The organism is Streptomyces sp. NPDC053673 (assembly GCF_055585225.1).
The window spans coordinates 103617-118565 of the sequence record NZ_JBVJKN010000004.1; the positions used below are offsets into that span (position 1 = coordinate 103617).

13 protein-coding genes are annotated in these 14949 nt (G+C 71.8%); 8 read left to right on the forward strand and 5 right to left on the reverse strand.

Annotation, left to right across the window (positions count from 1 at the left end; translation table 11 throughout):
• Positions 1–33 precede the first annotated feature (33 nt).
• A complete protein-coding gene (locus tag ACZ6ZQ_RS08000; RefSeq protein ID WP_469767718.1) occupies positions 34–966 on the forward strand; it encodes a LysR family transcriptional regulator in 933 nt (310 codons plus the stop codon).
• A gap of 180 nt (positions 967–1146) precedes the next feature.
• On the opposite strand, the gene ACZ6ZQ_RS08005 is transcribed toward ACZ6ZQ_RS08000, so the two are convergent.
• The 4 genes from ACZ6ZQ_RS08005 to hmgA form a co-directional block, all read right to left on the reverse strand.
• Complete coding sequence (locus tag ACZ6ZQ_RS08005; protein WP_469767719.1) at positions 1147–2241, reverse strand: selina-4(15),7(11)-diene synthase; 1095 nt, start codon at positions 2239–2241, stop codon at positions 1147–1149.
• A gap of 472 nt (positions 2242–2713) precedes the next feature.
• Complete coding sequence (locus tag ACZ6ZQ_RS08010; RefSeq protein ID WP_469767961.1) at positions 2714–3901, reverse strand: type ISP restriction/modification enzyme; 1188 nt, start codon at positions 3899–3901, stop codon at positions 2714–2716.
• 8 nt (positions 3902–3909) lie between these two features.
• On the reverse strand, positions 3910–4659 hold the full coding sequence (locus ACZ6ZQ_RS08015) for a GntR family transcriptional regulator (protein WP_469767720.1): 750 nt from the start codon (positions 4657–4659) through the stop codon (positions 3910–3912).
• Between the two features lie 24 nt (positions 4660–4683).
• Positions 4684–6012: a homogentisate 1,2-dioxygenase gene (gene hmgA, locus ACZ6ZQ_RS08020; protein WP_469767721.1), complete on the reverse strand. Its 1329-nt coding sequence runs from the start codon at positions 6010–6012 to the stop codon at positions 4684–4686.
• 256 nt (positions 6013–6268) lie between these two features.
• Here hmgA and ACZ6ZQ_RS08025 point away from each other — a divergent pair, with 256 nt between their 5' ends.
• The 7 genes from ACZ6ZQ_RS08025 to ACZ6ZQ_RS08055 all read left to right on the forward strand — a co-directional run bounded on the left by ACZ6ZQ_RS08025 (position 6269) and on the right by ACZ6ZQ_RS08055 (position 14289).
• Positions 6269–6877: a TetR/AcrR family transcriptional regulator gene (locus ACZ6ZQ_RS08025; protein WP_469767722.1), complete on the forward strand. Its 609-nt coding sequence runs from the start codon at positions 6269–6271 to the stop codon at positions 6875–6877.
• A 208-nt stretch (positions 6878–7085) separates the two neighbouring features.
• Positions 7086–9320 (forward strand): molybdopterin oxidoreductase family protein, encoded by a 2235-nt coding sequence (locus tag ACZ6ZQ_RS08030; protein ID WP_469767723.1) that lies wholly within the window; start codon positions 7086–7088, stop codon positions 9318–9320.
• Positions 9321–9486: 166 nt separating this feature from the next.
• Complete coding sequence (locus tag ACZ6ZQ_RS08035) at positions 9487–10875, forward strand: CitMHS family transporter (RefSeq protein ID WP_469767724.1); 1389 nt, start codon at positions 9487–9489, stop codon at positions 10873–10875.
• Between the two features lies 1 nt (position 10876).
• Complete coding sequence (locus tag ACZ6ZQ_RS08040) at positions 10877–11203, forward strand: hypothetical protein (RefSeq protein WP_469767725.1); 327 nt, start codon at positions 10877–10879, stop codon at positions 11201–11203.
• Positions 11196–11549 carry a hypothetical protein gene (locus ACZ6ZQ_RS08045; protein WP_469767726.1) on the forward strand — a complete coding sequence of 118 codons (354 nt, stop codon included), beginning with the start codon at positions 11196–11198 and terminating at the stop codon, positions 11547–11549. The genes ACZ6ZQ_RS08040 and ACZ6ZQ_RS08045 overlap by 8 nt, the downstream gene beginning before the upstream one ends.
• A gap of 242 nt (positions 11550–11791) precedes the next feature.
• Entirely contained in the window at positions 11792–13183 is a 1392-nt protein-coding gene (locus ACZ6ZQ_RS08050; protein WP_469767727.1) for an aldehyde dehydrogenase family protein, read from the forward strand.
• 23 nt (positions 13184–13206) lie between these two features.
• Positions 13207–14289 (forward strand): Zn-dependent alcohol dehydrogenase, encoded by a 1083-nt coding sequence (locus ACZ6ZQ_RS08055; protein WP_469767728.1) that lies wholly within the window; start codon positions 13207–13209, stop codon positions 14287–14289.
• Between the two features lie 48 nt (positions 14290–14337).
• Here ACZ6ZQ_RS08055 and ACZ6ZQ_RS08060 read toward each other — a convergent pair whose 3' ends face one another.
• Entirely contained in the window at positions 14338–14919 is a 582-nt protein-coding gene (locus ACZ6ZQ_RS08060) for a putative glycolipid-binding domain-containing protein (RefSeq protein ID WP_469767729.1), read from the reverse strand.
• Between the last annotated feature and the right edge of the window lie 30 nt (positions 14920–14949).

A 14949-nucleotide genomic window follows, 5' to 3' on the forward strand; every position in this document is an offset into this window, starting at 1 on the left:
GGGCACCCGTCCGGCGGCCGGTAGGTTGCGGTCATGGCCGAGTGGGACAAGTGGGACGTCAAGAAGCTCCAGATCCTCCGGACGCTGCGGGACCGTGGCACCGTCACCGCGACCGCGGAGGCGCTGCTGATGACGCCGTCGGCCGTGTCGCAGCAGTTGACCAATCTCGCGAAGCAGCTCGGCGTCACGCTGCTGGAGGCACACGGACGCCGTGTCCGGCTCACGGACGCCGCCCACCTCGTACTGCGTCATGCCGAGGCGGTGTTCGCGCAGTTGGAGCGGGCCGACGCGGAGCTGGCCGGGTATCTGCAGGGGGAGGCCGGGGAGGTGCGGGTCGGGGCGTTCTCGACCGCCGTGCCCGCGCTCGTCGTGCCCGCCGTGCAGCGGCTGCGGACCGGGTACCCCGCGCTGGAGGTACGGGTCCGGGAGGCGGAGGCGGCCGAGGCGTACGAGCTGCTGTCCGCCGGGGACGTGGACCTCGCGCTGTCGCTGGCTGCGCACGCGCCGACGGCCCGGGATCCGAAGTTCACCCGCGTACCGCTGCTCGCCGATCCGCTGGACGTGGCGCTGCCGGCCGGGCATCCGAGGGCTGCCGAGCCGGGGCTGCGGCTGGCCGATCTGTCGGAGGAGCCGTGGATCTTCGGAGGCAGCGGACCCTGGTCCGAGATCACGCTGGCCGCGTGCGAGGCGGCCGGGTTCGTTCCGGAGCAGGCGCATTCCGCGTCCGGGTGGACCGCGATTCTCGCCATGGTGGAGGCGGGCATGGGGGTCGCGCTCGTACCGCGCATGGCGGCCGCGGAGCGGCGCAGCGGGGTCGTCATGCGGGTGCTCAGCGCCGACCAGCCGCGCAGGCATGTCGTGGCCGCGGTGCGGCGGGGCGCGGAGGAGGGGGCGGGGGTGGCTCATGTGCTGGAGGCGCTGCGAGGGGCCGCCGGGGCCCGCTCCGAGACCGTTCAGATCTCCTGAAGTGAATGTGCGGAAACATTCGATGGACTCCGTCGACGCCACGCACGGTTGACGGGCTGAAACCCCGCTGACACCCGGCCGACGGCGGCGGCCGGGCGTCAGACCTGCCCGAGAAGGGGTACGGCGCCGGGAGCGCGGGGCGCCGACGGCAAGCCGACCGACACCGAAGATTCCTTGTCTCTACGCGGCCCGTTGCGCGGGCACGCGGCTCTGGCGCGTCGCGGTCTCATCGGGAAGGAGGTTCCACCACCAGGAGACGGCGGGGATGTCCAGCGGCTCGCGGCTGTCGTCGGTGGGGGTCGCGCGGAACACCGAGGGGATGTTCGCGGGGTCCTCCGGTGTGGTGTAGCGAACGGAGCTGACGCCCCAGTCCTGGGCGCCGCGGATGAAGGAGGCGAGGCTGGCGAGGTACTGCCGCAGCTGCGGGCTCCCCTCCTCCGACAGATACGCGCTCACCCGCATGAAGAGGCACATCACCCGGTCCCGCTGGGCGATCGCCGTCGTCAGGGCGAGCTCCGGTGTGAGGCCCTCCTGCTCCAGCACCCGCAGGACGTTGAGGTAGTAGCCCGTCCCGCTCCGCTCCTTGTGGTGCGAAAAGATGTCGTTGTCCCAGGTGATCACGAAGGACGCCATCTCGGCGGCGGCGCGCACCGCCGTACGGTCCCGCTCGTGCGGCTGGAGTTCGTAGCCGTAGCCCATCTCCAGCATCGGCAGCACCACCGAGGTCGCACCGTCGTACAGGCGCATCAGGGTGTAGTCGTTGAGATCGGGGACGGTGCCCGTGCGGCGGTGGGAGGCTTCCCAGACCACTGAGAAGAAGTACTCGCGCAGGGCGTCGACCCAGCGGGCGGTCTGCCCGGCCGTGCCGTAACGGGTGACTCTCAGGCGCAGGTCGCGCAGTCCCGCGGCCAGCGGGTCGTCGAGCATCATCGGGGCCTCGGGATTCTGCGCGACGCGTAGCAGACCGTGCAGCATGCCCGCCAAGTCGCCTGGCCGGTGGCCGAGTTCTCCCTCCTCGCAGTGCCCGTCGTCCACGCCGAACAGCCACAGCACGAAGTCCGCGAGGAGGGAGACGACCTCCTGGCGGCCATCCGGGAGGATCCGGGCGGCGAACGTGCCGATGTCCTGTGTCACGAGCTTGCCGCGTAGTTCCTCGGAACCGATACGAAACGTTTCGGCCCAGGCTGCGGTCTGGACGTCTATCTCCGCATGGCGTGGATGTATCGCCGGTGGGATGGGAGAGAAGATCGGCGGAACTATGAGCTCGGGCCCCACATCGGCCTCCCTCTCGTCAGGGTGCGACGTGTCACGGCCGTAACACGCGTAACTCGCACCTCACAGTGATCAACTATGGCGCATAGTAGCCACCCGAATCAGCCGTTCCAATAGGACGATCTCCCTGCAATACAGCAGCAATACGGCCATCGTGGAGATGTTCAGTTCCGCGAGCGAAAGAACCGCCTCCACCAAGGCCTGCGCCCCTGGACACCGATGGCACGCCCACCGGGGCTAGGCCGTGTTTGAGAACTAGCGCCGTCCGCCCGTAGGGCGGGGCTCGCGGCGTCTGGTGCGTGCAATCGCAAGGCGGTGGGGGCACCTCCCAGCGGTAGCTGGGGGAGATCATCCTCGTACTGGACGTACTTGGATGACTCCGACAACGCAGCGTGGGGGCACCTCCCGTGCCCGAAGGGCTACGGGGGAGTGCGTGCCAGGCGTCGCGTGCCAGGCGGGAGTTCTAAAACACGGCCTAGAGGAGCGCGAACTGGCCCTCGGGCCCCTCCTCCTGATGGTCCAGTACGGATGCGGGGCGCCGGGCCGCGCCGTCCACCGGCAGCACCCCCGCGGCACGCAGTTCCTCGTCCGGCAACGGCTCCTGCGCCGCCCACTCGTGCGCCGCCCAGTCCTTGCGTTCCGCGGCCAGTTCGCCCAGCAGCGCGAGCACCGTGATCAGCTCCAGCAGCTCCGAGGTCCACTCCTGCGGCCACCCGGCGGGCCGGATCGCCTCCAGCGTGCCGGGCTCCGGCTCGGCCGTCCGCCGCTCGAACCAGTGCTCCAGCACCCGCACACCGCCCACCTGGAATTCCCAGGCCTCCGCCGGCACCGGCGCGATCCGCCCCTCGTCGAGGAGCAGAGCCTCCCCCTCGCGGTCGTACGACAGAGTCCCCGGCCGCGCCGGAACCGCGGCCCGCACATAGGGTCGCCGCCCGCCGGGCAGTCTGGGCCGCTCGCCGCCGCGGGCGCCGCGCAGCTGAATCCCGACGGTCCGCCGCCCCAGCTCCACTCCGCGTGCCCACACGAGCGGATCGGCGGTCAGGGGCACCTCGCAGCCCCGCGGCGTCGCCCGTCCGGCGGCCGCGGCCCAGGCCAGCACGTCCTCGGCGGTCACCGGGTGCCCGTACCACGCCTGGAGCAGCGGCAGCAGTCCCGGCGCCAGATTCGGTTCACGCCCGCCGGGTCTGCGGTACAGCGGGCGTATGCGACCCGGGCGGCCGGCGGGGGAGCGCCCCTCCGGCAGGACGGCCGACACCAGCAGCGCGGGACCTTCCGCCGCCGGCACGTACCCCTGCTCCACGGCGAACAGCTGATGCCCGTCGGCGACGCGCCACAGCTCGGGCCGTGCGACATCGATCAGCCGGTGGTCGGGGATCAGCCACTGCTCGTCGAAGGGTCCGTGCGCGATCCGCACCGGTTCCGGGCAGGGCCCGTCCTCCCGCGCGAACCGCGAAGTGCCGGTGGTCCGCCCCGGCAGGGCGGCGACCGAACTGCCCAGGCTCCGCGCCCGTGTCTCACGGAACAGGGCCGCCTGCTCCGCGCCCCCGGCCGCGACCACCGCATCCCACCGGGCCCGCAGGGTCCGCACGCCGGGCGCGACCACCCAGCTCCGCCCCAGCCGCATCGGCCCGGTGGACCAGGGCATCAGGTCGTCCAGCAGCATGGCGGCGATCACTCCGCCTCGACGGTCACCGAGAACGAGAAACGGTCCCCCCGGTACCGGATCCGCGCCACGTCGACCACCCGCCCCTCCTCGTCGTACGTCACTCCGGTGTAGTGGAGGATCGGCGACAGCAGGGGCACCTGAAGCAGCTCCGCCGTCTCCGGGTCGGCGAGCCGGGCCTCCACCGTGTCCGTGATGCGGCTGATCCGTACCCCCACCACATCGCGCAACACCTTCGTCATCGGCCAGCGTTCCAGGTCCGCGACCTCGAGGCCCGTCGCGATGTCCGGCCGTACCGCGTTCTCCGCCCAGTTGGTCGGCTCGCCGGTCTCGCCGTCGCACCGCAGCCGCCGGTACGTGACGACCTCGTCGGCGCCGGGGAAGAACTCGGCGAGATCACCCGGAACGGCCCCCGGCCCATGCCCCAGGATCGTCGTGCGCTCGCCCGACTGCTGGGCCACGATCGCGTCGATCGAGCCCAGCAGCCGCCTCGGTGCGCTCCGCCGCGCCCCCGGCTCGATGAAGGTGCCGCGCCGCCGGTGCCGGCTGATCAGGCCTTCCGTCTCCAGCTCCTTGAGCGCCTGCCGCATGGTCAGCACGCTCACGCCGTAGTGCTCGGCAAGCTGCTCCTCCGTGGGCAGCCGCAGCGGATCGTGCGGCCGGCGGCCGAGTATGGAGGCGCGGAGCGACTGCGAGACCTGATACCAGAGCGGCAGCTTGCGGTTCAGGACGAGCGAGTCGGGGGCGAAGGCGGTCACGGCAACTCCGTATCAGATCCGGCATCAGGACCGGAAGTGGCGCTCCAGACCCTGCCACACGCTGTCGTACCCCTTCTGCAGGTGGTCCGCGTTCGCGGCCTGGGCGGTCGCGGTCACAGGCCAGCGGGTCTCGAACATGAAGGCAAGCCCGTCGTCGATCTTCTGCGGCTTCAGCTCCGCGGCGCTCGCCCGGTCGAAGGTCTCCCGGTCGGGTCCGTGCGCCGACATCATGTTGTGCAGCGATCCGCCGCCCGGGACGAAGCCGCCCTTTCCGGCCGTCTTGGCGTCGTACGCGCCCTCGATGAGGCCCATGTACTCGCTCATCACATTGCGGTGGAAGTACGGCGGCCGGAAGGTGTCCTCGCCGACCAGCCAGCGCGGGGCGAAGACCACGAAGTCCACGCCCGCCAGTCCCGGGGTGTCGCTCGGCGACGTCAGCACGGTGAAGATCGACGGATCCGGGTGGTCGTAGGAGATGCTCCCGATGACATTGAAGGTCCGCAGGTCGTAGACGTACGGCAGATGGTTGCCGTGCCAGGCGACGACGTCCAGCGGTGAGTGGTCGTACGTGGCGGCCCAGAGGTTGCCGCAGAACTTGTTGACGACGTCGACCGGGCCCTCGACGTCCTCGTACGCGGCGGCGGGCGCCCGGAAGTCCCGCGCGTTGGCGAGCCCGTTCGCGCCGATCGGACCCAGGTCGGGCAGGACGAAGGGCTGCCCGTAGTTCTCGCACACATAGCCGCGGGCGGTCCCGTCCAGCAGCTCGACGCGGAACCTCACCCCGCGCGGGATCAGCGCCACCTCGCCCGGCCGGGCGGCGAGCAGGCCCAGCTCGGTGCGGAGCAGCAGCCCGCCCCGCTCGGGCACGATCAGCAGCTCGCCGTCCGCGTCGCTGAACACACGCCGCTCCATGGAGGCGTTGGCGTGGTAGAGGTGCACGGCCATGCCGGCGCGCTGGGCGGCGTCCCCGTTGCCGCCGAGGGTCCACAGACCGGCCAGCCAGTCCGTGCCGGGCGCGGGCTCCGGCAGCGGGTTCCAGCGGAGCCGGTTGGGGTCGGGCACCGTCTCGGTGAAGGGCGCGCTGCGCAGCCCGCCGTTGTCGACGCGGACGAACGGGGGATGAGCGGCCGACGGCCGGATCCGGTACAGCCAGGTGCGCCTGTTCCGGGCGCGCGGCTCGGTGAACGCGGAGCCGCTCAGCTGTTCCGCGTAGAGCCCGAGCGGGGCTCGCTGCGGCGAGTTCCGCCCGTGCGGCAGTGCGCCCGGGACGGCCTCCGAGCTGTGTTCGTTGCCGAAGCCCGACAGGTACTCCAGCCCTTCGGCCGTCTTCCTCGCCTGCTCGCTGCCGTTCATCCGCACTCCCGATGCGTCCGGTCTCTTGTGGCTCGGTTCGCCTCCGGGGCGCTTCGGCATCCGTCGACGGTCGACCGTGCTCGGCCACTCGTACCTCGCGGCCTTCGCGCGCTCTCCCTTTCGACGGCCGCGCGCTCCTGCGGCTCCCCAAGGAATCCTATGCTTGACAGTAGGATTGCGCGGCGCTCCCCGTCAACGGCACACGTCGGCCACACAACGACGCCCTCCGGCCACACCGGGGCGGCATGATGGAGCGATGCCCTCAGCGAACTCCCTCCGCCGTACGCCCGTGCAGCAGCGCAGCGCCGAGCGGCTGACCCGGATCCTCGACGCCTGCGCCGAACTCCTCGACGAGACCGGCTACGAGGAGCTGTCCACGCGCGCCGTCGCGGCCCGCGCCGAGGTGCCGATCGGCTCCGTCTACCGCTTCTTCGGCAACAAGCGGGCCATGGCCGACGCCCTCGCCGCACGCAATCTCGACCACTACGCCGAGCGGATCGCGGCGCGGACCGCCGAGCTGCCGGCCGGCGACTGGCGCGGCGCGGTCGACGCCGTACTGGACGAGTACCTCGCCATGAAGCGGACCGTCCCCGGCTTCGCGCTGATCGACTTCGGCTACCGGATCCCCCTCGCCGCGCCCGCCGAGAGCGTGAACCACGCGGTCGCCGACCGTCTCACCGAGCTGCTCGCCGGCCATCTGGGCCGCCGCGCCGACGACTCGCTGCGGCGCACCATCCTGATCGCGGTCGAGGCCGCCGACGCGCTGCTGCAACTCGCCTTCCGGGTCGAGCCCTCCGGTGACGCGGAGATCATCGCCGAGACCAGAGAGCTGCTGTACGCGTATCTCGCGCGGGTGCTGGACTGACCGCTTTCCGGGTTTCCGGGCTCGATCCTCCTCCGGGCGGTTCGGCGCGCGCCGACGGTCGATCGTGCCCGGTTTCGAAGGCACTCCAGCGTCCCTCCGGCTCATTCGCCGTGGTTCACCGCAGCCCCTCCCCGTCATGCGTACCGGTCGGTATGCTCGGCGGTGCCTTGCGCGTCACGCGCTGCCGCCGCCCCCCGGGAGGGCCCCCATGCCAGGAACCGACGCAGGAAACAGCGCCACCCGCACCGCCCTCCGTATCTGTCCCCTCTGCGAAGCCACCTGCGGGCTGACCCTCACCATCGAGGGGGACCGGGTCACCGGAGCCCGCGGGGACCGCGACGACGTCTTCAGCCAGGGCTTCATCTGTCCCAAGGGCGCCTCGTTCGGCGAGCTGGACGCCGACCCCGACCGCCTGCGGACCCCTCTCGTCCGCAAGGACGGCGAGCTGCGCGAGGCGAGCTGGCAGGAGGCCTTCGACGCGATCGCGGCCCGGATCCGCCCGCTGATCGAGGAGCACGGAGCGAACGCCGTAGGGGTCGTCCTCGGCAATCCGAATGTGCACACCATGGCCGGCGGGCTCTATCCGCCGGTCCTCCTCTCCACGCTGCGCACCCGTAACATCTTCACCGCCAGCACCCTCGACCAGATGCCCAAGCACGTCGCCGGCGGACTGCTCTTCGGCAGCGCCGTCGCCATCGCGGTCCCCGACCTGGACCGCACGGACCATCTGCTGCTCCTCGGCGCCAACCCGCTGGACTCCAACGGCAGCCTGTGCACCGCACCCGACTTCCCCGGCAAGCTCAAGGCGCTGCGACGCCGCGGCGGCACCCTCACCGTCGTCGATCCGCGCCGCACCCGCACCGCTGCACTCGCCGACCGGCATGTCGCCATCCGCCCCGGCACCGATGCGCTGCTGCTCGCCGCGGTGGCCCAGGTCCTCTTCGACGAGGGCCTCACGGACCTCGGGGACCTGGCCCCGCACGTGGAGGGCGTGGACGAAGTCCGGGAAGCCGTACGGGAGTTCACCCCCGAAGCCGTCGCCGCCGCCTGTGAGATGGACGCCGGTGAGATCCGCGCGATCGCGCGCGAGCTCGCGGCCGCCCCCACCGCCGCCGTCTACGGGCGCATCGGAAGCTGCACCGTCGAACACGGCACCCTCGCCAGCTGGCTCGTCGACGTCCTCAACGTCCTCACCGGAAACCTCGACCGCCCCGGCGGCGCCCTCTTCCCGCTCGCCGCCACGGACCGCGCGCCCCGCCCGGCCGCCCCCGGCAAGGGTTTCACCCTCGGCCGCTGGGCGAGCAGGGTCAGCGGTCACCCCGAGGCCAAGGGCGAACTCCCGATCGCCGCGCTCGCCGAGGAGATCGAGACTCCCGGCGAAGGAAAGATCCGGGCGCTGATCACGATCGCCGGCAACCCGGTGCTCTCCGCGCCCGACGGCGACCGTCTCGACCGGGCCCTCACCGGACTCGACTTCATGGTCTGCGTCGACCCGTATCTGAACGAGACCGCTCGCCACGCCGATGTCGTGCTGCCCCCGCCGCCACCGTCCCGCAGCGGCCACTTCGACTTCTCCTTCAACGCCCTCGCCGTACGCAACCAGGTCCGCTACACGCCCGCCGCCGTGCCGCTCGACGCGGGCGCCATGGACGAGTGCGAGATCCACGCCCGGCTGATCCTCGCCGTGGGCGGGATGCACGGAGCCGAGCCGTCCGCGGTCGACGACATGGTCATCGAGGGCGCGCTCGCCAAGGCCGTCGCCGACCCGCACACGCCGGTCCACGGCCAGGACCCCAAGGAACTCGCCGCCGCACTCACCGGCCGCAGCGGCCCGGAGCGGCGCCTCGACATGATGCTGCGCCTCGGCCCCTACGACCTCACCCTCGACGATCTCCTCGCGCACCCGCACGGCATCGACCTGGGCCCGCTCCAGCCCCGGATCCCGCAGATCCTGAAGACCCGCAGCGGACGCGTCGAGCTTCTCCCCGCGCCCGTCGCCGCCGATCTGCCGCGGCTGCGGAGCGCCCTCGGCGACGCGGCCCACCGGCCCGGCCGGCTGGTCCTCGTCGGCCGCCGCCATCTGCGCTCCAACAACAGCTGGATGCACAATGTCGCCGCGCTCAACGGAGGCTCCAACCGCTGCACCCTCCAGATCCACCCCGAGGACGCGGCCCGGCTCGGACTCGACGACGGAGCCACGGCCCGGATCACGGCGGACGGGGGAGAGCTGGAGGTCCCGGTGGAGATCACCGACGCCGTACGGACCGGGGTGGTGAGCCTCCCGCACGGCTGGGGACACGACCGCCCCGGCACCCGGATGTCGGTCGCCGCGGCCCGTCCCGGAGTCAACGTCAACCAGCTGCTGGACGGCTCGCTGCTCGACCCGCTGTCCGGCACCGCTGTGCTCAACGGCTTCCCCGTGGAGGTGTCACCAGCCCAATGACCCACCGCCCCACCGTCCCCGCCGTCCCCGCCGTACCCCTCCTGAGCTGGGCTTTTGCTCGTATTGCTCACGCGTCGACATCTTGCTGACGCCGATGAGCGGCACCTAACGTCATCCGGACCGCCCGCCCTCCGCGGGAGTTCAAAGATGAACGTTAGGTGTCCCCATGCTGACAATCCTCGGCTTCGCCATGATCGCGACCTTCCTGGTCCTGATCATGATGAAGAAGATGTCGCCCATCGCGGCGCTGGTCCTCATCCCCGCACTCTTCTGTGTCTTCGTCGGACAGGGCGCGAAGCTCGGGGACTACGTGCTCGAAGGCGTCGGCAACCTCGCGCCGACCGCGGCGATGCTGATGTTCGCCATCGTCTACTTCGGCGTGATGATCGACGTCGGCCTCTTCGACCCGGTCGTCCGGGGCATCCTGCGCTTCTGCAAGGCAGACCCGATGCGCGTCGTGGTGGGTACGGCCCTGCTCGCCGCGATCGTCTCGCTGGACGGCGACGGCTCCACCACCTTCATGATCACCGTCTCGGCGATGTACCCGCTCTACAAGCGCCTCAAGATGAGCCTGGTCGTGATGACCGGTGTCGCGGCCACCGCGAACGGCGTGATGAACACCCTGCCGTGGGGCGGCCCGACCGCCCGCGCCGCCACCGCGCTCAAGCTCGACGCCGGTGACATCTTCGTGCCGATGATCCCCGCGCTCGGAGTCGGACTGCTCTTCGTCTTCGTCCTCGCGTACGTTCTCGGCCGGCGGGAGCGCAGGCGCATCGGCTATCTGACGCTGGACGAGGCGCTGGAGCCGGAGACCGAGACGGTCCTCGTGGCGGCGGGCGGTGGCACGGACCGTGCGGCCGCGGTCGCGGCCACCGGCGACGGCGGCACGGGCGGCACGACCGACGACGAGGGCTTCCAGGGCCTGGACCCGAAGCGCGAGACCCTGCGACCCAGGCTCTACTGGTTCAACGCCGGCCTCACCGTCGCCCTGCTCGCCGCGATGATCATGGAGCTGCTGCCGATCCCCGTGCTCTTCCTGATCGGCGCGGCCCTCGCCCTCACCGTCAACTACCCGAAGATGGCCGACCAGAAGGCCCGTATCGCCGCCCACGCGGACAACGTCCTCAACGTCGCAGGCATGGTCTTCGCCGCGGCCGTCTTCACCGGCGTCCTCACCGGCACCGGAATGGTCAAGCACATGGCCGACTGGCTCGTCGGCGCCATCCCCGAGGGCATGGGTCCGCACATGGCGCTCGTCACCGGCCTGCTGAGCCTCCCGCTCACCTACTTCATGTCGAACGACGGCTTCTACTTCGGCGTCCTCCCCGTCCTCGCCGAAGCCGGTGCCGCCCACGGAGTCGCCCCGCTGGAGATCGCCCGCGCCTCCCTCGTCGGACAGGCGCTGCACATGTCCAGCCCGCTCGTCCCCGCCGTCTACGTCCTGGTCGGCATGGCCAAGGTCGAATTCGGCGACCACACCAGATTCACCGTCAAGTGGGCCGCGCTCACCTCGCTCGTCGTGCTCGGCGCCGGAATCCTCTTCGGCATCATCTGACGTGACCGGACCGGCCACCGGGTCCAGGAGCCGGCTGCTACGCCTCGTCATCGCCTTCGGCTTCGCGCAGGGGGCGGTGTCGATGGCGCGTCCGGCCGTCTCGTACCGCGCCCTCGCCCTCGGCCAGGTCGCGGCACCCGCGTCGGCCGGTCTCGTCGCGGGCGTCGCGGGCACGGCGGCGCCGTTCGTGATGCTCGGGGTGCTCCTCGTGGCGGCGGCGGGTCCTGGCCTGCGGGGCGGCCGCCTTGAACACGACGTGCAAGTGCTGCGTACTACAGACCACTTGGAGAAGCGTCTCTGCGTCAATGACAGGAGCGGCAATGACTGATGGTGACGGGCCGATCATGCGCGGACTGCCGGACGGCGGGGCGGAACTGTCCGTCGTGCTGCAACTGCGCTGGGACGATGTGGCAGCGCTCGGCCGGGAAGCGAGCCGGCTGGCGGAACAGCGAGGAGCGCCGGTGAGCCTGGACGAGGCGGCGAGCCATCGGCTCCGTACGTGGTCGTCGGTGGCGAAGACCCCTGATGACAGGGGCCAGGTGCAGGCTCCGCCCGCGGCGCCCGCGCCCACGACGGCGGCGATCACCGGGAACCCCGCGGCCAGGGTCACCTCCATCTCGCCGCCCACGGTCCGCCCGGCCCAGCCGTCGGCACTCGGCCAGGCGCCGGCCTGAGCGGACCCTCCTCGGTAGCCGGACGGGCTCCGACGGGAGCCGGTCCGGCGACCAAGGACCGGGTACGGGGTACGGCGCGGAGCCTCCGCGCGGCGCAGCCGCACATCGATGCTGCGGGAAGGGGCGGCGTAGGGGGAGAATCACAGGGCCTCAGCGCTCCGGCCGGCCTGGCGCCAAAAAACTAACACCGCTAGTTTGGGTGCGGACGACGGACCACCGAGCCACGCCCGAAGGAGAAGCGGATGAAGGCCCACGACGGGATGTACATCGGCGGCACGTGGCAACCCGCCGCCGGCGCCGACACCATCGCGGTGGTGAACCCCGCGGACGAGCAGGTCATCGCCCACGTCCCGGCCGGCACCGCGCAGGACGTGGACACGGCCGTACGCGCCGCCCGCGCCGCGTTCCCCGGCTGGTCCGCCACCCCGCCCGCCGAGCGCGCCGCGAAGCTCGCCGCCCTCCGCGACGTGCTGGCCGCCCGCAAGGACGAGATCGCCGAGACCGTGACCGCCGAGCTCGGCGCGCCGCCGCAGCTGGCCCGGTCCGTCCACGCGGGGCTGCCGGTCCTCGTCGCCGGCTCGTACGCCGAGCTGGCGGCCACGTACGCCTTCGAGGAGAAGGTGGGGAACTCCACCGTGCTGCACGAGCCGGTGGGTGTCGTCGGCGCGATCACCCCGTGGAACTACCCGCTCCACCAGATCGTCGCCAAGGTCGGCCCCGCTCTCGCCGCCGGCTGCACGGTCGTGCTCAAGCCCGCCGAGGACACCCCGCTGACCGCGCAGCTCTTCGCCGAAGCCGTTCATGAAGCCGGTCTGCCCGCAGGCGTGTTCAACCTGGTCACCGGTCTCGGACCGGTCGCGGGACAGGCGCTCGCCGAGCACCCGGGCGTGGATCTGGTCTCCTTCACCGGCTCCACCGCCGTCGGCCGGAAGATCGGCGCGACCGCGGGCGGGGCCGTCAAGCGCGTCGCCCTGGAGCTCGGCGGCAAGTCCGCCAACGTGATCCTGCCCGGCGCCGACCTCGCCCGCGCCGTCAACGTCGGCATCGCCAACGTCATGTCCAACTCCGGCCAGACGTGCAGCGCCTGGACCCGGATGCTGGTGCACAAGGACCAGTACGACGAAGCCGTGGCGCTCGCCGCCGAAGCCGTCGCCAAGTACACGCCGGGCGACCGGGTCGGCCCGCTCGTCAACGCCAAGCAGCAGCAGCGCGTCCGCGGCTACATCGAGCGGGGCGTCGCCGAGGGCGCCCGTCTCGTGGCGGGCGGCCCCCAAGCCCCGCACGAGCCCGGCTACTACGTCTCGCCGACCGTCTTCGCCGACGTCACGCCCGACATGACCATCGCGCAGGAGGAGATCTTCGGCCCAGTCGTGTCGATCCTGAAGTACGAGGACGAGGACGACGCCCTGAGGATCGCCAACGGTACGGTCTACGGGCTCGCGGGCGCCGTGTGGGGAGAGCAGGAGGAGGCCGTCGCCTTCGCGCGCCGTATGGACACCGGACAGGTCGACATCAACGGCGGCCGCTTCAACCCGCTGGCGCCGTTCGGCGGCTACAAGCAGTCGGGCGTAGGCCGCGAACTCGGCACGCACGGTCTCGCCGAGTACCTCCACACCAAGTCCCTGCAGTTCTGAGAGCTCTGAGGAGAGTTGTGAGCGTGGTCCGCGCCGCAGTCCTGCCCGCCATCGGCTCGGCCCTGGAGGTCACCGGCATCCTGCTCCCCGAGCCGGGTCCCGGCCGGGTGAGGGTCCGCCTCGCCGCCGCCGGGGTCTGCCACTCCGACCTTTCCCTGTCGAACGGCACCATGCGGGTGCCCGTCCCCGCCGTGCTCGGCCACGAGGGCGCGGGCACGGTCGTCTCCGTCGGTGAGGGCGTCACCCATGTCGCCCCCGGCGACGGCGTCGTCCTCAACTGGGCTCCGTCCTGCGGGAAGTGCCATCACTGCTCGATCGGCGAGGTCTGGCTCTGCGCCGACGCCCTGACGGGCGCCGCCAGCGTCTACGCCGCCACCGAGGACGGCACCGATCTCCACCCCGGCCTCAACGTCGCCGCGTTCGCCGAGGAGACCGTCGTCGCCGCCAACTGTGTGCTGCCGGTCCCGGACGGTGTCCCGCTCACCGATGCCGCGCTCCTCGGCTGCGCGGTCCTCACCGGCTACGGCGCCGTCCACCACTCCGCCCGGGTCCGCGAGGGCGAGTCGGTCGTCGTCTTCGGCGTCGGCGGAGTCGGGCTCGCGACGCTCCAGTCCGCCCGGATCGCGGGCGCTTCCACGGTCATCGCCGTCGATGTGTCGCCGGAGAAGGAGGCCCTCGCCCGCCGGGCCGGAGCCACCGAGTACGTCGTCTCCTCCGAGACCACCGCGAAGGAGATCCGCAAACTGACCGGCGGTCAGGGCGCGGACGTGGCCGTCGAATGCGTGGGCCGCGCCGCCACGATCCGTACCGCCTGGGACTCGACCAGGCGCGGCGGCCGTACGACGGTCGTCGGTATCGGCGGCAAGGACCAGCAGGTCAGCTTCAGCGCTCTGGAGATCTTCCACTGGGGCCGTACGCTCTCGGGCTGCGTGTACGGCAACTCCGACCCGGCGCGGGACCTGCCGGTGCTCGCGGAGCACATCCGCGCGGGACGCCTGGACCTGAGCGCCCTGGTGACGGAGCGGATCACTCTTGACGGCATCCCGGCCGCCTTCGACAACATGCTCGCGGGCAAGGGCGGACGGGCGCTGATCGTCTTCGAGTGAGCGTCCCCCCGGCCGGGCGCCCCTGGGCAGCCGGCCGGGGGATCCACGTCAGCCGACGCGAACGGCGATCCCCGGATACTCCAGCGGCAGTCCGGACTCGTCGTAGACCATGCGGCACTCGAAACCGAAGGCGGGAGCCGCGTAGTCGTAGCGCTCGTGCCTGGTCTCCTCGGTGGTGCGCGTGTACGTCTGCTCCAGCCGCTCGACCGTGAGGTCGAGCGCGCGGACGTACGCCGCCGGCGCCGCCGCCGCGGCCCCCAGCGGCAACTCCAGCCGGCGCACGGGCAGGGCGTTGGTCAGGGCCGAGGACTCCAGGTCCACGTCGAAGCAGCCGTCGAGGTGCGGGGCGGGGCCGCCGTCGACCAGCCAGTGCCCCGACCCGTCCGTCGTCAGTGCGGTCGTCCGGGCCCCCGACGGTGCCCGGCCGCGGACCCGTGCGGCGCGGGTCCTTCCGGCCGCGTCCAGCTCGATGGTGTACTCGACTGCGAAGGCATCGCCGTCCTCCAACGCGGTTGTGCACCCCTCGACGCGCCAGCCGTCGTCCAGGAGCTGGAAGAACGCGACCTCGAAGCCCGCCCGGGCGTCCTCGTGCCGCCAGGCCGCGGTCGCGGGCGGGAATGTGTAGCGCACGGCGACCACCCTTCCACGACCGTCACGCTA

Coding starts and splice junctions, on each gene's coding strand:
- ACZ6ZQ_RS08000 (WP_469767718.1), top strand. CDS start 34: ATGGCCGAGTGGGACAAGTGGGACGTCAAGAAGCTCCAGATCCTCCGG.
- ACZ6ZQ_RS08010 (WP_469767961.1), bottom strand. CDS start 3,901: ATGCTGCTGGACGACCTGATGCCCTGGTCCACCGGGCCGATGCGGCTG.
- hmgA (WP_469767721.1), bottom strand. CDS start 6,012: ATGAACGGCAGCGAGCAGGCGAGGAAGACGGCCGAAGGGCTGGAGTAC.
- ACZ6ZQ_RS08025 (WP_469767722.1), top strand. CDS start 6,269: ATGCCCTCAGCGAACTCCCTCCGCCGTACGCCCGTGCAGCAGCGCAGC.
- ACZ6ZQ_RS08030 (WP_469767723.1), top strand. CDS start 7,086: ATGCCAGGAACCGACGCAGGAAACAGCGCCACCCGCACCGCCCTCCGT.
- ACZ6ZQ_RS08035 (WP_469767724.1), top strand. CDS start 9,487: ATGCTGACAATCCTCGGCTTCGCCATGATCGCGACCTTCCTGGTCCTG.
- ACZ6ZQ_RS08045 (WP_469767726.1), top strand. CDS start 11,196: ATGACTGATGGTGACGGGCCGATCATGCGCGGACTGCCGGACGGCGGG.
- ACZ6ZQ_RS08050 (WP_469767727.1), top strand. CDS start 11,792: ATGAAGGCCCACGACGGGATGTACATCGGCGGCACGTGGCAACCCGCC.